Below are 21,229 nucleotides of genomic sequence, written 5' to 3'. Positions count from 1 at the left end.
CGCAGGTGACTGGCTGGTTTCAGGAGGTGGTGATTCTCCAAATTCCAAACGGCATGTGCGGCTCCAGCCGCATCCACTGAGTCTTGCCGTACCAGGTCCAGCGATGCCCGTTCATCAAGTCTTCGCCTTGGGTCTGGGCATCATCCGGCAAGCCCAGTTCCCACAGCGGCAACTCGAAATGCGCTTCCTGGGCATTGAACGGGTCAAGGTTCACCGCGACGAGAATGAAATTGCTGCCATCTTCACTGCGTTTGCCGAAGTACAGGATGTTGTCGTTCCAGGCGTTGTAGAGCTTCAACCCCAAGTGCGTCTGCAATGCGGGGTTCTGCCGGCGGATACGATTGAGCTGCGCGATCTCGGCAATGATGTTGCCGGGCGCGGTGAAATCACGCGGACGGATCTCGTACTTTTCCGAATCCAGGTACTCTTCCTTGCCGGGCACGGGCGCGGCTTCGCACAACTCAAACCCTGAATACATGCCCCACAGGCCCGAGCCCATGGTGGCCAGTGCGGCGCGGATCAAGAAGCCCGGTCGCCCGGATTCGTGCAGGAAGCCGGGGTTGATGTCCGGCGTGTTGACGAAGAAATTCGGTCGGTAGCACTCGCGCCAGGGCGATTCGTTCAACTGCGCAAAGTACTCGCTCAACTCGGCCTTGGTATTGCGCCAGGTAAAGTAGGTGTAACTCTGCGAATAACCGACCTTGCCCAGGCGCGCCATCATTGCAGGCGTGGTGAATGCTTCGGCGAGGAAGATCACGTCCGGGTGTCTGCCGCGCACGTCGCTGATCAGCCATTGCCAGAAGGGCAGCGGTTTGGTGTGAGGGTTGTCGACCCGAAAGGTCTTCACGCCCTCTTCCACCCAGCCCAGCACGACGTCGCGCAGCTCAGTCCACAGGCTGGGGATCGCATCGGCGGCATAGAAGTCGACGTTGACGATGTCCTGATATTTCTTCGGCGGGTTCTCGGCGTATTTGATCGTGCCGTCCGGGCGCCAGTTGAACCAGCCCGGGTGCTGCTTGAGCCACGGGTGGTCCTGGGAGCACTGGATGGCAAAATCCAGAGCGATTTCCAGGCCGTGGTCGGCGGCGGCCTTGACCAACCGGCGGAAGTCATCGCGGCTGCCCAGTTGCGGGTGGATGGCTTCATGGCCGCCCTCCTCGCTGCCAATCGCGTACGGGCTGCCGGGATCATCGGGGCCGGCGGTCAGGGAGTTGTTCTTGCCTTTGCGATGGCTGCGCCCGATCGGATGGATCGGCGGGAAGTACAGCACGTCAAAGCCCATGTCATGGATCATCGACAGGCGCGAGTGAACGTCGTTGAACGTGCCGTGGCGGGCAGGATCGTCGGTGATCGAGCGCGGAAACAACTCGTACCAGCTGGCAAACTGCGCCGCTGTGCGCTCCACATCAACCGGGTAAACCGGGCTGACGCTCAAGTAGGCACGATGGTCGGCCTGGGTCATCAGGTGTGCACTGTCTTCGTGCAGAAACTGCGCGACCTGCTCGGTTTCCAGCAAGTCCGACAGTTCGTGGTGCAGCAGCATCAGGCGATCGCGCAGCTCGTTGTCACTGCGCTCGGCGGCCTGCAACACCAGGCTGCGACCTTCCTGCAGCTCAAGGCTGACCGGCACGCCGGCCTCGTGTTTTTTGCGCAGCTCATAACAAAAGCTGGCAAAGGTATCGATCCAGGCTTCGATGCAATATTCGTGGGGGCCTTGCTGCGTCACGGTGAACGCGCCTTCCCAGCCATTGTTGCCGACGTCGGCCATCACCACGCTGTGCCAGCTTTCGTCCTGCAACGGGCGCCAGCGGATCAGTACGGCAAGCTTGTCATGGCCATCAGCAAAGACCTTGCTGGTGACATTGATGCGCTGGCCGACCACGGCTTTCACGGCAAATTCGCCGCCGTCGATTACAGGCGCGGTACTTTCGATGGCGATCCTGGGCAATAACAACGCCTGGGATAGCGGCAAAATGGAATCGTCTGGAGCCAGTGTTTCAGCAGTCATCGAGCATCTTCCCCTTACGCCCTGTGGACGCTCTTTGCTTGATCCGAATTCTGATAGGGCAACGCTCTCCCTGAGCAAGGCCGTAATAGGTCCGAGCCTGGCGTCAGGTGAAAAGTTCAGGTGGATATGTCGCCATTGGGCGGGGAATCAATTCCCCCAGGCGGATGTCCACCGGTAGAGCAAAGCACAAAGGAGGCCACACCGATGAATATCCCGATTCCGGCTGAAACACCTGATCCGAACATCGACGACCCAACGTTACCGCCCGCTGAGCCGAAGCCGATTCCCGAACAGGAACCCCCTGAAAACGACCCACCGCCGGTGCAGGAACCGCCAACGAGCGAGCCACCGGTCATTCTGTGACGCAGATGTTGCAGATTCAGCATCCGCTCGCCGGGTCAGCCTGGTACTGCCGGCGCAGCACTGGCCGCTGAACCGTGACTCGCGAGCGGGCGTTGACGCAGAAAATTCCCACTCACTTAAAAGGCAAAGCCCTAACCCCAACTGACGTGGTCGTTCTCATACTGATTTTGCGCTGATTCCATATCCAAGCCCCTGACCCCAGCGCTCGTCCGATTTGTTTTTGAGGATCTATCATGTCGACCATCCATCAGCCGTCGCGCGCCCGCGCCGAAGTCACCCCAGGCCATCTTCACGCCCACCCCATTTCACCCTCACCCGTAAGCGTGTCTGCTCAAGCGCTGGACGCGTTGCTCCGGTCGGCACCAAGCACCACCCGCGAGCCGATGCGTGCAGATGGAGCCCCACCCCCAGCCGCCGACCGGGCTGCCCTGGAAAAACAGCTCAAGCAGCTCTGCGACCAGTTGGACCGCAAAACCGTTGAGCGCCTGATGCGCGACCCTGGGTCCAGAGAGTCAACAGCCAACTTCAACACCATCGACCGGCTGTTGACCCCAGACAACCTCAAGTGCCTGTTGAGCGGCCCCAACGCAACGTCCTGCTTCAAGATCCTTGCCAGGATCGAAACCCAACTCAACAAAGATTCGATCGACGCGGTCTTGAGCCCCATTGAAACCGAGCAGGTCGGCGCCTATCGCAATTACGTGGAGGCGGCGCTGTTCGCGTTGAAAGCCAGTTTGATGAAAGCCTCGCCGGGCAGTCGCTTTGATATGGTTCGCGCGTTCTCCCGCCAGGAGCACGCGCCCCTGACTAGCATTCAGGACTCCATGCGTAGTCTGGAGGCCAAGGGTAAACACCTCTGCGACATTGCCACTCAGGTTCGGAAGGTGACCGAGCCGTTGCAATATGCGCATCTTGAGGATTGGCAGCGACGGGATCACTACGAGTCCGACTGTAAAAACCACCCCAGGACCTACAGTTTCACTCACACGCTGGAGTCCACGCTCGACCACCCATGTGAAATCAGAAACTTCGTCACTGACCGGGACAAGCTGGACGTCACCGGCATTCGCCGGCAACTGAATAAACCGCTGCACTGGGTCAACCAGTTATCCGGCGCCAGTGGTGAGATGCAGTTGAAATACTCGCGTGCGCACAATGCCAGCGTGCTGGTGATTTCCGGCAACCAAGGGGAGCCTGCGCTGGTTGCGAAGATATTTGGCCAGGTGAAGGAAACCGATCTACTCACCTGATCGGCGGTCATCATCACTCTCGAACGCCCTGACGATCCGGGGCATCACGCTGAATACCGCCAAGGCCAGCAAGGTACTGAGCACCGCTGTCGATTCGCGGCCCATGCCGGCGGCAACCCCGATTGCCGCCGTCATCCACAGGCCGGCAGCGGTGGTCAGGCCTTTGACGTGCTGGCCCTGCTCATCTTCCTTGCCTTTGAGAATGGTGCCGGCGCCGAGAAATCCGATCCCCGCAATCACGCCTTGCAGCACCCGGCTCATCGCATCCGCCTGGCTGCCTGACGTCTGCGGCACCAATACAAACAGTGCGGCGCCCAACGCCACCAGCATGTGGGTGCGTACACCCGCCGCCTTGCCCTTTTGTTCCCGTTCGAACCCGAGAATGCCGCCCAGGAGCGCGGCGATCAGCAAGCGCACGGTGATCTGGGTGAGTTGTTTCGCATCGCCGATGTCTGCAAATTCGGCTTGCAGGGTTTGCCACACTTCGCTCCACCAGGCATCCATGGAAAGCGGTCCTTTGTGATTATGGGTTAAGCATGGACAACGGCGACCGCCAGTCAGTTGCCTGGAACGCCGGGCAACCGGGTGAACCCTAATGATCACCCGCCAATGGAAAAGGAGATCACCATGCCTGTATGTATCGATAACCAGACGTGCTACTTCAAGGTCGATGAAAACGGCCAGGAGCGCAGCCTGCCTGCGTCCGAGGTGACGGTCAGCACCGACAGCCTCAAGGCCATGTCTTTTGTGACGCTGGATAACGACAGGGTCTACATCACCGAGGCCGAAGCCGATGCCTTGACCGTCGCCGGTGCCGTGGATGGACGCAAACACTTAAAGGCGACCGACAGTGATTCGGTGATTTGATTGATCTGTATCAATGTGCGCTGATTAGCGCTGCACTCCTGGCACCACGGAGTGCAGCAACTGGCCGCAGCCTTGCTGAAAAACCCATCTGATCCGCTTTTTATCGCCCTAGCTGAGTCTGTTATGCACACAGAGCGGCGTCCATAGTTCATCCGCCTGATGGAGGCTGATGAGCGAACGACCATGAGCGAAAGAATCCCAACCGTGGAAACCTTTGAGCCCATACACCCAAAGAAGGTGAAGGCCAAATCCAGCGACACCCTGATCCACACCCGCAGCTTCTCCGGCCTGTTTCGCACCTTGCGCGTAGCCGGCGCGGCGGTGCTGTTCCTGGCTTTTTTCGGCACCGTATGGCTGAACTGGGGTGGGCGCCAAGCCGTGCTGTGGGACCTGGCCGAAAGCAAATTCCACATCTTCGGCGCAACCTTCTGGCCCCAGGACTTCATCCTGTTGTCGGCGCTGCTGATCATCTGCGCCTTCGGCCTGTTTGCCATCACCGTGTTCGCAGGCCGGGTGTGGTGCGGCTACACCTGCCCGCAAAGCTCGTTTACCTGGCTGTTCATGTGGTGTGAAAAGGTCACCGAAGGCGAACGCAACCAGCGTATCAAGCTGCACGCGGCGCCGTGGAGCCTGAACAAGCTGGCGCGGCGCTCGGCCAAACATACGCTGTGGCTGGGCATCAGCGTGTTGACCGGGCTGACGTTTGTCGGCTACTTCACGCCCATCCGGCCCCTGGCCTTGGAGCTGCTGACCTGGCAAATGGGCGGCGTCAGCCTGTTCTGGGTGCTGTTTTTCACCGCGGCCACGTACATCAATGCCGGCTGGCTGCGTGAGGCGGTGTGCATGCACATGTGCCCCTATGCGCGCTTCCAGAGCGTGATGTTCGACAAGGACACCCTGACCATTTCTTACGATGCGGCGCGTGGAGAACACCGCGGCCCGCGCAAACGAGACGTGACGCCCGCCGACGTCGGCCTGGGTGACTGCATCGACTGCCAGCTGTGCGTGCAGGTGTGCCCCACCGGCATTGATATTCGCGACGGCTTGCAGATGGAGTGCATCGGCTGCGCGGCCTGCATCGACGCCTGCGATTCGATCATGGACAAAATGGGCTATGCCCGCGGGCTGGTGAGCTATACCTCCGAGCACCAACTGCAGGGCGGCAAAACCCACCTGCTCCGGCCGCGACTGATCGGCTACAGTGCCGTGCTGCTGGTGATGATCGCCGCACTGGTGGTGGCCTTGGTAGGACGGCCGATGGTATCGCTCGATGTCACCAAGGACCGCGGCATGTTCCGCGAAAACAGCCAGGGCTTGATCGAAAACATTTACAGCCTCAAGGTCATCAACAAAACCCAGCAGCGCCAGCACTATCGGCTGGCGTTGGTGAACGCCGAGGGTTTCGTGCTGCAAGGCAAGACCGAGCTCAGCCTGGCGCCGGGGGAAATCAGCGATGTGCCGGTGTCGGTGGCGTTGTTGGCCGACAAGCCGGCGAGCAGTTCACAGACCCTGCGGTTCAAGGTGACGGACGTGGATGAGCCCTGGATCTACAGTGCTGCCGACAGCCGCTTTGTAGCGCCGATGAACCGCTGAGGCCTAACCGACACAGGCCCGCAGCCACTGTTTGCCCTGTGTTCATAATGAGAAAACTGTTTTTAAGGCCTTCATGAAACGCTACGAAAAATTCGCCGATGACATCGCAGAACTGATCCGCTCCGGCGTGCTCGGGCCCGGCCAGCGCGTGCCGTCGGTGCGCTATGCGAGCCAGACCTACGGCGTCAGCCCGTCCACGGTGTTCCAGGCGTATTACCTGCTCGAACGCCGTGGGCTGATCCGCGCGCGGCCGCGTTCCGGTTACTTCGTCAACACCCACGCACCGAGCCCGTTTTCCGAGCCGGTGGTGAGTGAGCATGTGCACGAATCCACCGAAGTCGATGTGAGTGAACTGGTGTTTTCGGTACTGGACTCCATCAAAGACCCCAACACCGTGCCCTTCGGTTCGGCCTTTCCCAGCCCGATGCTGTTCCCTTTGCCACGCCTGGCACGTTCGCTGGCCAGTGCCAGCCGCGAAATGGACCCACGCCTGGTCGTGACCGACATGTCACCGGGCAACCCGCAGCTGCGCAGGCAAATTGCCCTGCGTTACATGGTCGGTGGCCTGATGCTGCCGATGGAAGAGCTGCTGATCACCAACGGCGCGCTTGAGGCCCTGAACCTGTGCCTGCAGGCCGTGACCGAGCCGGGCGATCTGGTCGCCATCGAAGCGCCGGCGTTTTATGCCTGCCTGCAAGTGCTGGAACGTCTGAAGCTCAAGGCGGTGGAGATTCCGGTGCACCCACGCGACGGCATTGACCTCAACGCCTTGGCGCAAAGCCTTGAGCGCTACCCGATCAAGGCGTGCTGGACCATGACCAGCTTCCAGAACCCGATGGGCGCAACCCTGCCGGAGGCCAAAAAGCAGGCGTTGGTGGAACTGCTGCGCAGTCACCAGGTGCCGCTGATTGAAGACGACGTGTACGCCGAGTTGTATTACGGGCAGCACGCGCCCAAACCGGCCAAAGCCTTCGACACCGAAGGCCTGGTGATGCATTGCGGTTCCTTCGCCAAAAGCCTGGCCCCGGGTTATCGCGTTGGCTGGGTGGCCGCCGGGCGCTATGCGCAGAAGGTCGAGCGCTTGAAGCTGATGACCTCGTTGTGCCCTTCAATGCCGGCGCAGGCGGCGATTGCCGACTACCTGCAGCACGGTGGCTATGACCGCCATTTGCGCAAGTTGCGCTATGCCCTGGAAGAACAGCAAAGCGCGATGCTGGCGGCAATCGCCCGCTATTTCCCGGCCCAGACACGGGTCAGCCAGCCGGCTGGCGGGTATTTTTTGTGGCTCGAACTGCCGGAGCAAACCGATTCGCTGAAGCTGTTCCAGATGGCCCTGGCCCAAGGCATCAGCATTGCGCCGGGACCGATTTTCTCGGCGACCCAGCGCTTCAGAAATTGCATTCGCTTGAATTACGGCAGCCCGTGGACCGAGGCGTCGGAGAAAGCGATGGAAACGCTGGGGCGGATCGTGCGCTCGTTTTGAACGGGCTCGCCGGAGCCTGACCGCCGGGCAACGCTCATCCTGTTAGCGAAGGCGTTTGGGCCTTGTTACACTCGCCGCCCCTCAACGCTCATGGATGACGCCGATGCTTCGCCCACTGTTATCCGCCCTTTGCTTGCTGGCGCTTGCCAGCCAGGCCCAGGGCCAAACCACTGCCGCCACCCCCGATCAGCTGTTCAGCGATTTCTCCCGCTGTGACGCACGCTTTTTCGAAACCCTCAACACCGCCTCCCTGCCCGCCGGCACCCTGCGCGTGGCCAAACAGGGCAACGTCAGCGCTCCAGTGGTCATGAACCCATTGCAGGAAGGCGGTCGCTATCAGGCCTTTGAGCAACCGCTGGTGGTCAACGGCGTACGCCTTGTGGGGTATCACAATGAAGCCATGTCGCTGCCCAATGTCGGCAATTTGCTGTTCTGGGGATTCGTCGCCGAAGGTTCGGTGAGCGATGTTGCCGAGCGCCTCAAGCCCTTGATCGCCGACCACGCACGCCTGGTAGCAGAACGCGGCAACGTCAGCCGCGCCGATATTCGCCGGGTGGGCGACCCGATCGGCCAATGGCGCACCGAAGGCTTGGCGGGGCCGGGCGTGGCCACGCCCTTTGGCTTTGTAGAACGTACGCTGAGCCTGGAAAAAGGGCCGACCGAGGGCCGTACGAAGATCTTCTGCTCCTTGCAAGGCACCGTCACGCCTGCCCTGCTGCAAGTCTATCGCCCCGACCTCAACGCCAATCTGCTGGACTGACCAAGCATGCCTAACGCCTCTATTCGTGGTTTCGCCCTGCTGGCCGTTGCCGCAGTCGTCACCGGTTGCGCGCACCAGCCAACCCCCGCCGAACTCAACCTGCAGCATTGCGTCAACACCAGCAAGGCCATGAGAGCCGAGCAAAATCAGCAGGTGATTCAAGAGTCAGAGCTGTGCCTGACGAAGAACACCCTGCCGCCCAAAATCAAGAGCACCGTGTACCTGCTGCAGTCAGTGGCCTACACAAACCTCAAGCAGTATCCGCAAGCCATCAGCGCGCGCGAAAAATCCATCGCCACCAACCCGCACCCCGAACCGCGCGCGACCCTGGAGCTGAGCTACCTGTACCGCCTCAACGGCAACCCGCAAAAAGCCCTCGAACTGGTGCAGTCCAATCTGGATGCCGGCCTGGGCGAGAATGGCAAAGGCGCCGGGTTCAACATGCCGACGTTCTATCATTTGGGCCTGGCGCTCTACGATCTCGGCCAGTACCGCGAAGCCGCCGAAGCCTACAGCGCCGGACTGATCAAACAGCCTGACTACGCGTGGGCCTACTACCAGCGAGCGCTGGCCTATGACCGGCTGGGCGATAAGGAAAACGCCCGTCGCGACTTGACCCAGTTCGCCAAACGCGTCGACCCAAGCACGGTGGAGGCGCAACACAAGGCGCAGTTGGCGGCGTATCAGATCAAGCTGCCCTGAGCGTCGCAGTGAGGCGCCCCTTGGGTGCCTCACTCAACAGCCGGTCAACAGCGGTAATCAGCGACCGCCGCCCAGGTCCAGGAAGGTGCCGGTGGTGTACGAGGCCTTGTCCGACAGCAACCAGATAATCGCCTCGGCCACTTCGTCCGGGCGCCCGCCACGGGCCATTGGAATGCCGGACTCCAGTTTGCTGACCCGGTCCGGGTCGCCACTCAGGGCATGGAAGTCGGTAAAGATATAGCCGGGCCGCACGGCGTTGACGCGAATCCCTTCACCGGCAACTTCTTTCGACAGCCCCAGCGTGAAGGTGTCCAGTGCTCCCTTGGAGGCGGCATAGTCGACGTATTCACCCGGCGAACCCAGGCGCGCCGCCACTGACGACACGTTGACGATACTGCCACCCTGCCCGCCGTGCCTTGGCGACATGCGCAGCACGGCATGCTTGGCGCACAGGATCGGCCCGAGCACGTTGGTCTTCATGATCTTGAGGATGCGGAATTCGGACATCTCGTCGACCCGCGACTTATGCCCCACGGTGCCGGCGTTGTTCACCAGCGCGGTGACACGGCCCAGCTCGGCATCCACGCGACTGAACAGCGCAACCACTTCATCTTCGATGCTGACATCCGCACGCACTGCAATCGCCTGGGCGCCAAGGGCGCGAACCTGTTCGAGCACGCTGTGGGCGGCGTTTTCGTCGGACTGATAGTTGATGCAGATGCGGTAGCCCTCGCGAGCGGCCAGTAATGCCGTCTCGGCGCCGATGCCACGGCTGCCCCCAGTGATGATGACGACTTTGTCCATGCGTGCGGTCTCCTGACTCAACCTGATGGTTAGGGTTGGGGCCAAGAATACTCGTCACGCACGGCTTTTGTCAGGCGCTCCCGCCTCTTCGCCACGCTGGATGTCGGCCATGAAACCGTCAGCCGGCAAGGGATGCCCCAACAGATAGCCTTGCAGCGAGTTGCACCCCAGGCGGGTGAGGAAACTCTGCTGCACATCAGTCTCCACGCCTTCGGCGACAATCCGCAGCCCCAGGGCCTGGCCGAGGGCGACGATGGCGGAAACGATGGCGGCATCGTCGCCGTCGTGTTCCAGGTCGCGGACAAACCCGCGATCGATCTTCAGCTCATTGGCGGGCAGGCGCTTGAGGTACATCAGGCTCGAATAGCCGGTGCCGAAGTCATCGATGGACAGGTCGACGCCCATGTCCGACAACTGCTGCAACACCGTCATGCTCGCGTCGGCGTCACTCATGGCGGTGGTTTCGGTGATTTCCAGGGTCAGGCTATTGGCCGGCAACTGGTGACGGTCGAGGGCTGCGGCCACACTCTTGACCAGCCCGGCATGGCAAAACTGCAAGGCCGACAGGTTCACCGCAATGCGCCAGTCTTCATAGCCCAGCGCATACCACAGCCGCATCTGACGACAGGCTTCGTTCAACACCCACTCGCCGATAGGAATAATCAACCCGGTCTTTTCCGCCAGGTCGATAAACGTCGCAGGCAACAACAGACCCTGCTGCGGATGCTCCCAGCGCAGCAAGGCTTCGGCACCGACCGGGATGCCGCTCAACGCATCGATCTTGGGCTGGTAATACAAACGAAATTGCTCGTGCTCGAGGGCGTTGCGCAGGTCCTGCAATAACTGCAACTGCTTGCGTGCGTCGGTGTTCATCGACGCATCAAAGAAGCTGTAACCGTTCTTGCCCATGCCCTTGGCGTGGTACATGGCAGCGTCGGCGTTCATCAACAGCTCTTGCGGGTTATTGCCGTTGCCCGGAAACAGCGCGATACCGATGCTGGCGGAGATTTTCAGTTCATGCTTGGCAACCTTGAAGGCACGGTTGATCAGCCCGACCTGACGTTCGGCGAGGCCCACGGCGTCGTCCGGCTGCGTCAATTGCACCAGCAACACAAACTCATCCCCGCCGATACGGGCCAAGGTGTCATGGCTGCGCAAGTCCTCGCGCAAGCGCAGGCCCACCTCGCGCAACAACTGGTCACCCATGTGATGACCAAACGCGTCGTTGACCGGTTTGAACCCATCCAGGTCGATGAACATCAGGGCAAAGCAACCGCCCTGCTCCTTCACCGCCTGGATGGCTTGCTGAATACGGTCGGCGAGCAAGGTGCGATTGGGCAGTCCGGTGAGCATGTCGTGCAGGGCCAGGTGCGTCAGTTCCTGGTTGGCCAGGGTCAGGGAGTCGGCGAGTACGGCAGTGCGCGCTTCAAGGCGAGCGTCAAGCAACGAAGTCAGCAGCGCGATGATCAACACGGCCAGCGTGGTCACCAGCACCAGGTTGTCCAGGCCCTTGCCGCTCAGGCCCGTCAGGGCGGCGCCGCAGAAGCTGTTGTCATCAAAGCGCGCAGCGGCCATGCCGGTGTAGTGCATGCCCACGATTGCGATGCCCATCACCACGGCTGCGCCACCGCGTGCCAGGCGTACGTAAGGCGTGTTGCGACGCAGATTGAAGGCGATCCACAGCGCAGCGCCGGACGCGATGACCGCGATCAACAATGAAGCGCCGAACAGGGTCGGGTCATAGTCGATGCCCGGCGTCATGCGCATCGCGGCCATGCCGGTGTAGTGCATGCTGCTGATGCCCGCGCCCATGATCAGCGCACCGAACGCCAGTTGCCACGCCGGCAGGCGTGGCTGGCTGACCAGCCATAAGGCAAAGCCGCTGGACAACACGGCGATCAGCAGGGACAGCGCGGTGATGCCCAGGTCAAACCCGAGGGCAAACGGCAGGCGCAAGGCCAACATGCCGATAAAGTGCATGGACCACACGCCTACGCCCATCGCCAATGCGCCGCCCGTCATCCACACGTACACGGCGCGGCCCCTGGCGGTCGCGAGACGGCCGGCGAGGTCCAGCGCGGTGTAGGACGCCAGGATCGCGACGAACAGGGAAATCACGACCAAGGAGGGGGAATAGCTACCGATCAGCATGGAATGTCTCAGAACTGACGGGCCTGGAGCGCCCGTGCCAAGTGGCAAAGCGGGCGATTGTAGCGAGAATAATTATGGGCGCGTTGATTAATTACCATGGGGCAATTAGTGGCGCTTTGACGTCAATCTACTGGCTTAACGTTGCGGTGGTCGGGGCTTGAAGTGGCGTCTGGATCGGCGACTTCGGGAGGGGCTTGCCCCCTCCCGGCTCTAGAGGGCAGCAACGGACAGCGGCTCAATCACTCCTTGAACGCCACCTGCCCATCCCACCCACCGCCCAGCGCCGCAATCAACTGCACACTCGCCACCAACCGCGTCTGCAACAACGTCAGCACGGTCCGCTCATTGCTAAGGGCCGTGGCCTGCACCGTGACGACATCCAGATACGCAATCAAACCGGCCTTGTACTGATTCTGCGTCAACCGCAGCGATTCGCGCGCAGCTTCCAGCGCTTCATTGCTGACGACCGCCTCATCCTCCAGCACCTTCAACTGCACCATGTAGTTTTCAACCTCGCGAAAACCATCCAGCACCGTCTGGCGATACTTGGCGACCGTCTCGTCATACGAGGCCACGCTGCGATCAACCTCCGCCGACCGCTGCCCACCGTCGAACAACGTCATCGCCAACTTCGGCCCCACCGACCAGAAGCGGTTCGGCAAGCTGATCCAGTCGGCGTAGGTGCTGCTGGAATAGCCGCCGGCCAGACTCAAGGTCAAATCCGGATAATAAGCCGCCTTGGCCACACCGATATTTGCGTTCGCCGCGATCACCGCGCGCTCAGCCGAAGCAATGTCCGGACGGCGCTCCAACAGTTGCGACGGCAGGCTCACGGGAATCTGCGGCAAGGCTGGAATATCTTTGCTCACCGCCAGGTTGAAGTTGGCCGGTGCCTCGCCGATCAATACCGCAATGGCGTTTTCCAACTGGGCCCGCTGCCAGATCAAGTCGATCAGGCTGGCCTGGGTGGTCTTGAGCTGAGTTTGCGCCTGAGCGATCGCGTCCTTGCCGGACACACCGGCGCGGTATTGGTTCTCGGTCATTTGCAGCGAACGCTGATAAGTGTCCAGCGTGGCCTGCAACAACCGCGTCTGTTCATCCATGACACGCAGTTGCAAGTAGTCTTGCACCAGCTCCGATTGCTGGCTCAAGCGCATCGCCGCCAGGTCTGCCGAGCTGGCCTCGGCCGTGGCTTCATTGGCTTCCAGGCCGCGGCGCAATTTGCCCCACACATCCGCCTCCCAACTCACGCCCAGTTGCGCGTTGAGGGTGTCGCGGATACCGCTGCTGGAACTGCTCAGGCTGGCGTTACTGCTGCCGGTGCCCTGGCTGGCGCGGGTTTTTCCGGCACTCAGGTCCACCGTTGGAAAGAACGCACCGCGCGCGCTGCGCACCTGGGCCTGGGCCTGACGGAAACGCGCTTCGGCCTGGGCCACGGTCTGGTTGGCGTTGTTCAGGCGCGTCACCAGGTCATTCAGCTGGCGGTCGCCGTACAGCTCCCACCAGGCGCCTCGCGCCAGCGAGTCGCTGGGCGCGGCCTGGCTCCAGCCCTGGGCTTCTTTGAATTGCACCGGCTCGATGACATCCGGACGTTTGTAGTCAGGCCCGATGGCGCAGGCGCTGAGCAACGCGCCGCACAGCAGCAGGCTGGCAACGCGCAAACCACGGAGCATGCTCATGGCCAATTGGGTCAAGGTTGAATCGGTCATAGCGCAGTGTCCAAGGCAGCATCGGTACGCACGCCGCGCCAGGCGTTGAAGCGGTGGCGCGCGCGGTCAAGATAGAGGTAAACCACCGGGGTGGTGTAAAGGGTCAGGATCTGGCTGAACACCAGGCCGCCAATAATCGTCAGGCCCAGCGGCTGGCGCATTTCCGCGCCGTCGCCGGAGCCGAGCAGCAACGGCAAGGCGCCGAGAATGGCGGCCAGCGTGGTCATCAGGATCGGGCGCAGGCGCAACAGGCACGCGCTGCGGATCGATTCCACCGGGCTCATGCCGTCATGGCGCTCCAGTTGCAGGGCCAGGTCGATCATCAGGATCGCGTTCTTCTTCACCACCCCGATCAACAGGAACAAGCCCAGCAGTGAGATCAGGCTGAACTCGCCGCCCAACAGGTAGATCGAGAGCAACGCGCCGACACCGGCCGACGGCAAGGTCGAGAGGATGGTCAGCGGGTGAATGTAGCTTTCATACAGAATACCCAGCACCAGATAAACCGCCACCAGCGCGCCGAGGATCATGAACGGCTGACCCTTCTGGGTCGCTGCAAACGCGTCGGCAGTGCCGGCCATCTTGGCGATCACGTCTTCGGGCAAGCCCACCTTGGCAATCGCGCGCTCGATGGCGGCCGTGCCCTGCTCCACCGTGACCCCGGGCGACATATCAAACGCGATGTTCTCCGAGGCGAACTGGCCTTCATGGCTGACCCGGTCGTCGGCCAGGCTGTTCTCGTAGTGGGCAATGGTCGATAGCGGCACCCGCGCGCCGGTGGAAGTGATCACCTGCATCTGGTTCAGGGTGATCGGGTCCTGGGCGTATTTCGGGTTGACCTCCATCACCACCTGGTACTGGTTGAGGCTGTCGTAGATGGTGGAAATCTGCCGTTGGCTGTAGGCGTTGTTCAACACCGCAGTGACCATGCTCATGTCGATGCCCAGGCGCTTGGCCTGGTCGCGGTCGACCACCAGCGTCACCTGCGCTGCGCCACGGCCTTCACGGGCGTCGATGGCGGTCAGCTCCGGCAGCTCGCGCAACGCGGCGACCACTTTCGGGTACCACAGGCGCAACGCAGCCAGGTCACCGCTTTGCAGGATGTAGGAATACTGCGCGCTGGTCTGGTCGCGACTGCCGCCAAACTGCAGGTCCTGGTCGGCCATCAGGAACAAGCGCCCGCCCGGCACCAGCGGTACTTCCTTGCGAATGCGCTCGATCACCGCCTGGGCCGAGATCTTGCGCTCGGCGATAGGCTTGAGGCGCACCAGCATCACCGCGTTGTTGGTGCCGTTGTTGCCGCCGATAAAGCCGGCCACGCTGAGCACTGCCGGGTCCTTGAGCACCGCCTTGCGGAAGGTCTCCATCTTCGGCTGCATCACATTGAACGACAGCCCGTCGTCGCCGCGCACAAAACCGATCAACTGACCGGTGTCCTGTTGCGGCATGAAGGTTTTCGGCACCACCACGTACAGCGCGATGTTCACGCCCACGGTGAGCAACAGGCTCAGCAGGGTCAGGCGTCGGTGGCGCAGTACCCAGTCCAGGCTGGTGGCATACACCGCCACCATGCGCTCGTTGATCCTGTGGCTCCAGCGCTGCAAGCCGCTCATATGCCCTTTGATGTGCGGTTTGAGCCAACGCGCGCAGAGCATCGGGGTCAAGGTCAGCGACACGATCAGCGAGACGATGATCGCCGCCGACAAGGTGATGGAGAACTCACGGAACAGGTTGGTGACGATACCGCCCATAAACAGGATGGACAGAAACACCGCCACCAGCGACACGTTCATCGACAGCAAGGTAAAGCCGACTTCCTGCGCGCCCAGATACGCCGCCTTCATCGGCGGCACGCCATCGTCGATGTGCCGGGAAATGTTCTCCAGCACCACGATGGCATCGTCCACCACCAGGCCCGTGGCCAGAATCAGCGCCATCAGCGAGAAGTTGTTCAGCGAGAAGCCGAACAGGTACATCACCGCAAAGGTGCCCACCAACGACACCGGCACCGCCAGGGTCGGGATCAACGAAGCACGGAAATTACCCAGGAAGAGGTACACCACCAGCACTACCAGGGCCACGGCAATCAGCAAGGTCATCTCGGCTTCATGCAGGGTCGCGGTGATCACCGGGGAACGGTCCATCGCCAGGTTGAGCTTGACGCTGGACGGCAACACCGCCTGCAACGCCGGCAGCTGGGCCTTGATCTGCCGGACGGTCTCAATGATGTTGGCGCCGGACTGGCGGTTGATCACCAGCAGCACCGCCGAGTCATTGTTGAAAAAGCCGCTGTTGTAGCGGTCTTCCACGCCGTCGCTGATTTTTGCCACGTCGCCCAGGCGCAGGGCCGCGCCGTTCTGGTAGCGAATCAGCAGCGGCTCGTAATCCTTGGCCTTTTCCAGTTGGTCGTTGGCCTGGATCTGCCAGTTGCGCTCACTGTCTTCCAGCGAGCCCTTGGGCCGGCGCTGGTTGGCATTGGCGATGGTGTTGCGCACGTCGTCCAGGGCCACGCCGTACTGGTCGAGGGCCTTGGGTTCCAGCTCGATGCGCACCGCCGGCAGGGAGCTGCCGCCGATCTGCACTTCACCCACGCCCGGCACCTGCGACAGGCTTTGCGAAAGAATGGTCGAGGCCAGGTCGTACAGCTCGCCCTTTTGCAGCACGTCGGAGGTCAGCGACAGCACCATGATCGGCGCCTGGGACGGGTTGATCTTCTTGTAGGTCGGCATGCTGCGCATGCCGCTGGGCAGCAGGTTGCGCGAGGCATTGATGGCCGCCTGCACTTCGCGCGCCGCGCCGTTGATATCACGGTCGGAGTCAAAGGCGAGGATCACCCGCGTCGAACCCTGGCTCGACGAACTGCTCATGGTGGTGATGCCGGCAATCGCGCCGAACGAGCGCTCCAGCGGCGTGGCCACGGTGGACGCCATCACCTCGGGGCTGGCCCCGGGCAAACTGGCGGAGACCACGATCACCGGGAAGTCGATCTGCGGCAGCGGCGACACCGGCAGCAAGTTGAAGCTGACGCCGCCGAGCAACATGATCGCCAGGCTCAGCAGCATGGTCGCTACCGGCCGGCGAATGAACGGTCCGGACAGGTTCATGACTCAACCGGCTCCAGGCTTTGCGGCTCTTTGCGCCAGCGGCGGCCAAGGCGGTCGAAGTACAGGTAGATCACCGGCGTGGTGAACAGGGTCAATACCTGGCTCACCAGCAAGCCGCCGACCATCACCAGGCCCAGGGGCTGGCGCAACTCGGCGCCAGAGCCGGTGGCCAGCATCAACGGCACTGCACCAAACAGGGCGGCCAGGGTGGTCATCAGGATCGGCCGGAAACGCAGCAGCGCCGCCTGGTAGATCGCGGTCTGCGGGTCCAGGCCCTGGTTGCGTTCGGCGTCGAGGGCGAAGTCGATCATCATGATTGCGTTCTTTTTCACGATACCGATCAGCAGGATGATGCCGATGATCGCGATCATGCCCAGGTCATTGCCACTGAGCAGCAACGCCAGCAAGGCCCCCACCGCTGCCGACGGCAAGGTCGAGAGGATGGTGATCGGGTGGATGTAGCTCTCGTAGAGCACGCCCAGCACGATGTACATGGTGACCACCGCCGCCAGGATGAGCAGCAAGGTGCTCGACAGCGACGCCTCAAACGCCTGCGCCGCGCCCTGGAACTGGGTCTGCACGCCCACTGGCATGCCAATGTCTTTCTGGGTCTGGTTGATCAGCTCCACGCCTTTGCCCAGCGCGACGCCGGGGGCCAGGTTGAACGACATCATCACCGCGGGGAACTGGCCAATGTGCGCGATCGCCAACTGCGCCTGACGCTGCTCCACGTGGGCCAGGCTCGACAGGCGCACCTGGCCGCCGTCGGTGGTTTTCACATGGATCTGGTTGAGCGCCGCCGGGCCGAGGGTTTCACCGGATTGAGCCTGCAACACCACCCGGTACTGGCTGGCCTGCGTGTAGATGGTGGAAATCTGCCGCTGGCCGAAGGCGTCGTACAGTGCGTCAGTGATGGTCGATACGCTGACGCCCAGGCGCGAGGCGGCGTCGCGGTCGATCACCAGGAACACCTGCAGGCCTTTGTCCTGCAGGTCGCTGGCCACATCAGTGAGTTCCGGCAACTGGCTGAGGGCGTGTACCAGCTTGTCGCTCCACAGCGCCAGCAGGTCGGCGTCGGGTGACGACATGCTGAACTGGTACTGGGTGCGGCTGACGCGGTCTTCGATCGTCAGGTCCTGCACCGGCTGCATGAACAGGCGAATGCCCACCAGCTTGTCGATTTCCGGCTGCAGCCGTGTGATCACCTGGGCCGCACTCAAGTCGCGCTGGCCGTGCGCCTTGAGGTTGATCAACAGGCGCCCGCTGTTGAGGGTGGCGTTATCGCCATCCACACCGATATAGGACGACAGGCTTTCCACCGCTGGATCAGCCAGGATCACCTTGGCCAGCTCTTGCTGGCGCTGGCTCATCGCGGCAAACGAAATCGACTGTGGCGCTTCGGAAATACCCTGGATAACCCCGGTGTCCTGCACCGGGAAGAAGCCCTTGGGCACCACCAGGTACAGCACCACCGTCAGGCCCAGGGTGGCGATGGCCACCAGCAAGGTCAGCGGCTGGTGCCTGAGCACCCACTGCAACTTGCGCCCGTAGGCTTCGATCAGCCAGTCGATCCAGGCGCCGCTGGCCTTGTAGAAACGGCCCTGTTCTTCTTCCTTGGGTTCGCGCTTGAGCAGCCGTGCGCACATCATCGGCGTCAAGGTCAGCGAAACCACCAGGGAAATCAGGATCGCCACCGCCAGGGTGATCGCGAATTCGCGGAACAGCCGCCCCACCACGTCAGCCATGAACAACAACGGGATCAACACCGCGATCAGCGACAGGGTCAGGGAAATCAGGGTGAAGCCGATCTGCTTGGCGCCCTTGAGCGCGGCATTGAGCGGCGTCTCGCCCTCCTCGATATAGCGCGAGATGTTCTCCAGCATCACGATGGCATCGTCGACCACAAACCCGGTGGCGATGGTCAGGGCCATCAGCGTGAGGTTGTTGACGGAGAAGCCCGCCAGGTACATCACGCCAAAGGTGCCGATCAGCGACAGCGGCACGGCGATGGACGGAATGATCGTGGCGCTGACACGACGCAAAAACAGAAACGTCACCATCACTACCAGGGCAATGGCGATCAGCAATTCGTGTTGCACATCGGTGACCGAGGCGCGGATGGTCTGGGTACGGTCGGTGAGCACCGTCACGTCCAGGCCGGCCGGCAGGTTGTCGGTGATGCTCGGCAGCAACGCCTTGATACGGTCGACGACCTCAATCACGTTGGCGCCCGGCTGGCGCTGGATATTCAGCAACACGGCCTGGTTTTCGTTGGCCCAGGCGGCAAGGCGCTCGTTTTCGGCGCCGTCGACAATTTGTGCCACATCCTTGAGGCGCAGCGGCGCACCATTGTTGTAGGCCAGGATCAATTCGGCGTATTGCTGGGGCGAGACCAACTGGTCGTTGGCGTCCAGCATCGACACCCGCGTCGGGCCGTCGAAGTTGCCTTTGGGCTGGTTGACGTTGGACGCGGCGATCAGCGTGCGCACGTCCGACAGGTTCAAGCCATTGGCGGCCAGGGCCTCGGGGTTGACCTTGATGCGCACGGCCTGGCGTTGGCCGCCGGCGATGCTGACCATGCCGACGCCACTGATCTGGGCAATTTTTTGCGCCATGCGCGTATCCACCAAGTCGTTGAGCTTGGGCAGCAGCATGGTCTTGGAGGTAATCGCCAGGGTCAGCACCGGGGTGTCCGCGGGGTTGACCTTGTTGTACACCGGCGGTGCCGGCAAATCCTTGGGCAGCAGGTTGGTCGCGGCGTTGATCGCGGCCTGCACCTGTTGCTCGGCGACATCCATATTGATGTCGAGGTTGAAACGCAAGGTCAGCACCGACGCACCGCCCGAGCTGGTGGACGCCATTTGGGTCAGGCCGGGCATTTGCCCGAACTGGCGCTCAAGCGGCGCGGTGACCGCGCTGGTCATCACATCGGGGCTGGCGCCGGGGTACAGGGTCATCACCCGGATGGTCGGGTAATCCACCTGAGGCAAGGCCGATACCGGCAGCAAGCGATAGGAAATAATGCCGGCCAGGACAATGGCCAGCATGCTCAGCGTGGTGGCAACCGGGCGAAGGATAAACAGCCGCGACAGGTTCATGAACCGACCTTTTGCGCCTTGCCGGCGTTAGCGCCGGTCTCCCCTTTTGCCGCAGGCTTGCCTTGCAGGTGCTCGGTCGGGGTGGTCGGCACCTCGCTGCTGTCGTTGACCACTTCGATTTCGCTGCCATCCTTCAAGCGGTCGGTGCCTTCCATCACCACACGGTCGCCGGCCGCCAGGCCTTCCTTGATCACGGTGTTGTCGCCATCGGTATCGCCGACCACCAGTGGCTGGACCTTGACCTTCTTGTCGCCGTCGAGCTTGTAGACGAAGGTGCCGTTGTTGCCAAACTGAATCGCGGCAGACGGCGCCAGCACCACGTTGTGCAAGGTGTCGGCGAGCAGGTGCACGTTGACGAACTGGTTGGGAAACAGTGCCTGGTCCTTGTTATCGAAACGGCCCTTGAATTTCAGGGTACCGGTGGTCACGTCGATCTGGTTGTCCAGGCTTTGCAGCACACCCGCGGCCTGTTTTTTGGCGTCGCCACGGTCCCAGGCTTCCACCGGCAGCTTGTTGCCGGCGTGGTAACGGGCGAGGACGGTGTCCAGGGTGTTTTCCGGCAGAGTGAAGACCACGCTGATCGGCTGCGTCTGGGTGATCACCGCCAGGAAGGTCGTGTCGTTGGCTGCCACCAGGTTGCCCACGTCGACCTGACGCAAGCCCACCCGGCCACCGATAGGCGCGCGGATCTTGGTGAATTCGAGGTTGAGCTTGGCGTCGTCTACCGCGCCCTGGTTGGTCTTGACCGTGCCCTGATATTGCAGGACCAGCGCTTCGGCGGTGTCCAGGGTCTGCTTGGCGATACTGTCCTGGGCATACAGGTCGCGGTAACGCTGGACGTCAACCTGGGCGTTTTTCAACTGCGCCTGGTTCTGCAACAGCGTGCCCTGGGCCTGCAGCAAGGCATTCTGGTAGCTGCGCGGGTCGATTTCCGCCAGCAGGTCGCCGGCCTTGACCATCTGCCCCTCTTCAAAGGCAATCTTCACCAGCTCACCGCCCACCCGGCTGCGTACGTTAATGGTATTGAGCGCGGTGACCGTGCCCAAGGCCTTGTAGTACACCGGGAACTCACCCAGCACCGCCGGCGCCACGCGCACGGGAATCGGGCCGGTGGAACCGCCGAAGCCCGGGCGCATCATCCCCGACTTGCCGGCATGCCCGGCCGGTTTTTTCTCGCCGGCATCCTTATGGCTGCCGGGCCAGAATTTCCAGCACAGGACGGCGATAACCAGCAGCACGAGCAGGCCGAACAGCCAGCGGCGGGAGTTGCGGGGGGAGGATTGCATGGAGTGATCAACCATTGGGCGCGAGAGCTTCTACTTTGGGAGGCTGAAAGA

General features: G+C 62.0%; 15 protein-coding genes. 7 read left to right on the top strand and 8 right to left on the bottom strand.

Annotation, left to right across the window (positions count from 1 at the left end; translation table 11 throughout):
- Positions 1-19 precede the first annotated feature (19 nt).
- Complete coding sequence (locus NTD89_RS03200) at positions 20-2,008, bottom strand: alpha-1,4-glucan--maltose-1-phosphate maltosyltransferase (RefSeq protein WP_262206428.1); 1,989 nt, start codon at positions 2,006-2,008, stop codon at positions 20-22.
- Positions 2,009-2,212: 204 nt separating this feature from the next.
- Here NTD89_RS03200 and NTD89_RS03195 point away from each other — a divergent pair, with 204 nt between their 5' ends.
- Together NTD89_RS03195 and NTD89_RS03190 are read left to right on the top strand one after the other, a co-directional pair.
- The gene (locus NTD89_RS03195) at positions 2,213-2,371 is read left to right on the top strand and encodes a hypothetical protein (RefSeq protein WP_178119749.1); all 159 of its coding nucleotides are present in this window, start codon (positions 2,213-2,215) and stop codon (positions 2,369-2,371) included.
- 233 nt (positions 2,372-2,604) lie between these two features.
- Positions 2,605-3,621 (top strand): M10 family metallopeptidase C-terminal domain-containing protein, encoded by a 1,017-nt coding sequence (locus NTD89_RS03190; RefSeq protein WP_262206427.1) that lies wholly within the window; start codon positions 2,605-2,607, stop codon positions 3,619-3,621.
- On the opposite strand, the gene NTD89_RS03185 is transcribed toward NTD89_RS03190, so the two are convergent.
- Positions 3,610-4,125: an MgtC/SapB family protein gene (locus NTD89_RS03185; RefSeq protein ID WP_262206426.1), complete on the bottom strand. Its 516-nt coding sequence runs from the start codon at positions 4,123-4,125 to the stop codon at positions 3,610-3,612. The two genes, NTD89_RS03190 and NTD89_RS03185, sit on opposite strands and share 12 nt — an antisense overlap.
- A 123-nt stretch (positions 4,126-4,248) precedes the next feature.
- On the opposite strand from NTD89_RS03185, the gene NTD89_RS03180 reads away from it, so the two are divergent.
- From NTD89_RS03180 to NTD89_RS03160, 5 genes are all read left to right on the top strand, one after another.
- A complete protein-coding gene (locus NTD89_RS03180; protein WP_262206425.1) occupies positions 4,249-4,488 on the top strand; it encodes a DUF3203 family protein in 240 nt (79 codons plus the stop codon).
- 183 nt (positions 4,489-4,671) lie between these two features.
- Positions 4,672-6,081 carry a cytochrome c oxidase accessory protein CcoG gene (gene ccoG, locus NTD89_RS03175; protein WP_262206424.1) on the top strand — a complete coding sequence of 470 codons (1,410 nt, stop codon included), beginning with the start codon at positions 4,672-4,674 and terminating at the stop codon, positions 6,079-6,081.
- A gap of 73 nt (positions 6,082-6,154) precedes the next feature.
- On the top strand, positions 6,155-7,564 hold the full coding sequence (gene mapR, locus NTD89_RS03170) for a GntR family transcriptional regulator MpaR (RefSeq protein ID WP_145165649.1): 1,410 nt from the start codon (positions 6,155-6,157) through the stop codon (positions 7,562-7,564).
- A 103-nt stretch (positions 7,565-7,667) separates the two neighbouring features.
- Positions 7,668-8,324, top strand: a complete 657-nt coding sequence (locus NTD89_RS03165; protein WP_256676516.1) for a hypothetical protein — start codon at positions 7,668-7,670, stop codon at positions 8,322-8,324.
- 6 nt (positions 8,325-8,330) lie between these two features.
- Positions 8,331-9,026, top strand: coding sequence for a tetratricopeptide repeat protein (locus NTD89_RS03160; RefSeq protein ID WP_262206423.1), 696 nt, complete (start codon positions 8,331-8,333; stop codon positions 9,024-9,026).
- 57 nt (positions 9,027-9,083) lie between these two features.
- Here NTD89_RS03160 and NTD89_RS03155 read toward each other — a convergent pair whose 3' ends face one another.
- From NTD89_RS03155 to NTD89_RS03130, 6 genes are all read right to left on the bottom strand, one after another.
- Positions 9,084-9,830 carry an SDR family oxidoreductase gene (locus tag NTD89_RS03155; RefSeq protein ID WP_106577891.1) on the bottom strand — a complete coding sequence of 249 codons (747 nt, stop codon included), beginning with the start codon at positions 9,828-9,830 and terminating at the stop codon, positions 9,084-9,086.
- Between the two features lie 54 nt (positions 9,831-9,884).
- Complete coding sequence (locus NTD89_RS03150) at positions 9,885-11,981, bottom strand: putative bifunctional diguanylate cyclase/phosphodiesterase (protein WP_262206422.1); 2,097 nt, start codon at positions 11,979-11,981, stop codon at positions 9,885-9,887.
- Positions 11,982-12,220: 239 nt separating this feature from the next.
- Positions 12,221-13,690, bottom strand: a complete 1,470-nt coding sequence (locus NTD89_RS03145; RefSeq protein WP_315975599.1) for an efflux transporter outer membrane subunit — start codon at positions 13,688-13,690, stop codon at positions 12,221-12,223.
- On the bottom strand, positions 13,687-16,794 hold the full coding sequence (locus tag NTD89_RS03140; protein ID WP_145165654.1) for an efflux RND transporter permease subunit: 3,108 nt from the start codon (positions 16,792-16,794) through the stop codon (positions 13,687-13,689). Before NTD89_RS03140 ends, NTD89_RS03145 begins: the two co-directional genes overlap by 4 nt.
- Positions 16,791-19,892 carry an MdtB/MuxB family multidrug efflux RND transporter permease subunit gene (locus NTD89_RS03135; RefSeq protein WP_145165655.1) on the bottom strand — a complete coding sequence of 1,034 codons (3,102 nt, stop codon included), beginning with the start codon at positions 19,890-19,892 and terminating at the stop codon, positions 16,791-16,793. The genes NTD89_RS03140 and NTD89_RS03135 overlap by 4 nt, the downstream gene beginning before the upstream one ends.
- Positions 19,889-21,193 carry an MdtA/MuxA family multidrug efflux RND transporter periplasmic adaptor subunit gene (locus NTD89_RS03130; RefSeq protein WP_262206421.1) on the bottom strand — a complete coding sequence of 435 codons (1,305 nt, stop codon included), beginning with the start codon at positions 21,191-21,193 and terminating at the stop codon, positions 19,889-19,891. The genes NTD89_RS03135 and NTD89_RS03130 overlap by 4 nt, the downstream gene beginning before the upstream one ends.
- Between the last annotated feature and the right edge of the window lie 36 nt (positions 21,194-21,229).

The sequence above is a fragment of the Pseudomonas sp. 14P_5.3_Bac1 genome, from assembly GCF_025466135.1.
In the GTDB taxonomy this organism is placed as follows: domain Bacteria; phylum Pseudomonadota; class Gammaproteobacteria; order Pseudomonadales; family Pseudomonadaceae; genus Aquipseudomonas.
Note: the sequence above shows the minus strand (reverse complement) of the source record. Positions and strands in the feature narration are given on the sequence as shown.

Coding starts and splice junctions, on each gene's coding strand:
- NTD89_RS03190 (WP_262206427.1), top strand. CDS start 2,605: ATGTCGACCATCCATCAGCCGTCGCGCGCCCGCGCCGAAGTCACCCCA.
- NTD89_RS03155 (WP_106577891.1), bottom strand. CDS start 9,830: ATGGACAAAGTCGTCATCATCACTGGGGGCAGCCGTGGCATCGGCGCC.
- NTD89_RS03195 (WP_178119749.1), top strand. CDS start 2,213: ATGAATATCCCGATTCCGGCTGAAACACCTGATCCGAACATCGACGAC.
- NTD89_RS03145 (WP_315975599.1), bottom strand. CDS start 13,690: ATGACCGATTCAACCTTGACCCAATTGGCCATGAGCATGCTCCGTGGT.
- NTD89_RS03160 (WP_262206423.1), top strand. CDS start 8,331: ATGCCTAACGCCTCTATTCGTGGTTTCGCCCTGCTGGCCGTTGCCGCA.
- mapR (WP_145165649.1), top strand. CDS start 6,155: ATGAAACGCTACGAAAAATTCGCCGATGACATCGCAGAACTGATCCGC.
- NTD89_RS03165 (WP_256676516.1), top strand. CDS start 7,668: ATGCTTCGCCCACTGTTATCCGCCCTTTGCTTGCTGGCGCTTGCCAGC.
- NTD89_RS03185 (WP_262206426.1), bottom strand. CDS start 4,125: ATGGATGCCTGGTGGAGCGAAGTGTGGCAAACCCTGCAAGCCGAATTT.
- NTD89_RS03200 (WP_262206428.1), bottom strand. CDS start 2,008: ATGACTGCTGAAACACTGGCTCCAGACGATTCCATTTTGCCGCTATCC.
- NTD89_RS03140 (WP_145165654.1), bottom strand. CDS start 16,794: ATGAACCTGTCCGGACCGTTCATTCGCCGGCCGGTAGCGACCATGCTG.
- NTD89_RS03180 (WP_262206425.1), top strand. CDS start 4,249: ATGCCTGTATGTATCGATAACCAGACGTGCTACTTCAAGGTCGATGAA.
- NTD89_RS03135 (WP_145165655.1), bottom strand. CDS start 19,892: ATGAACCTGTCGCGGCTGTTTATCCTTCGCCCGGTTGCCACCACGCTG.
- ccoG (WP_262206424.1), top strand. CDS start 4,672: ATGAGCGAAAGAATCCCAACCGTGGAAACCTTTGAGCCCATACACCCA.
- NTD89_RS03150 (WP_262206422.1), bottom strand. CDS start 11,981: ATGCTGATCGGTAGCTATTCCCCCTCCTTGGTCGTGATTTCCCTGTTC.
- NTD89_RS03130 (WP_262206421.1), bottom strand. CDS start 21,193: ATGGTTGATCACTCCATGCAATCCTCCCCCCGCAACTCCCGCCGCTGG.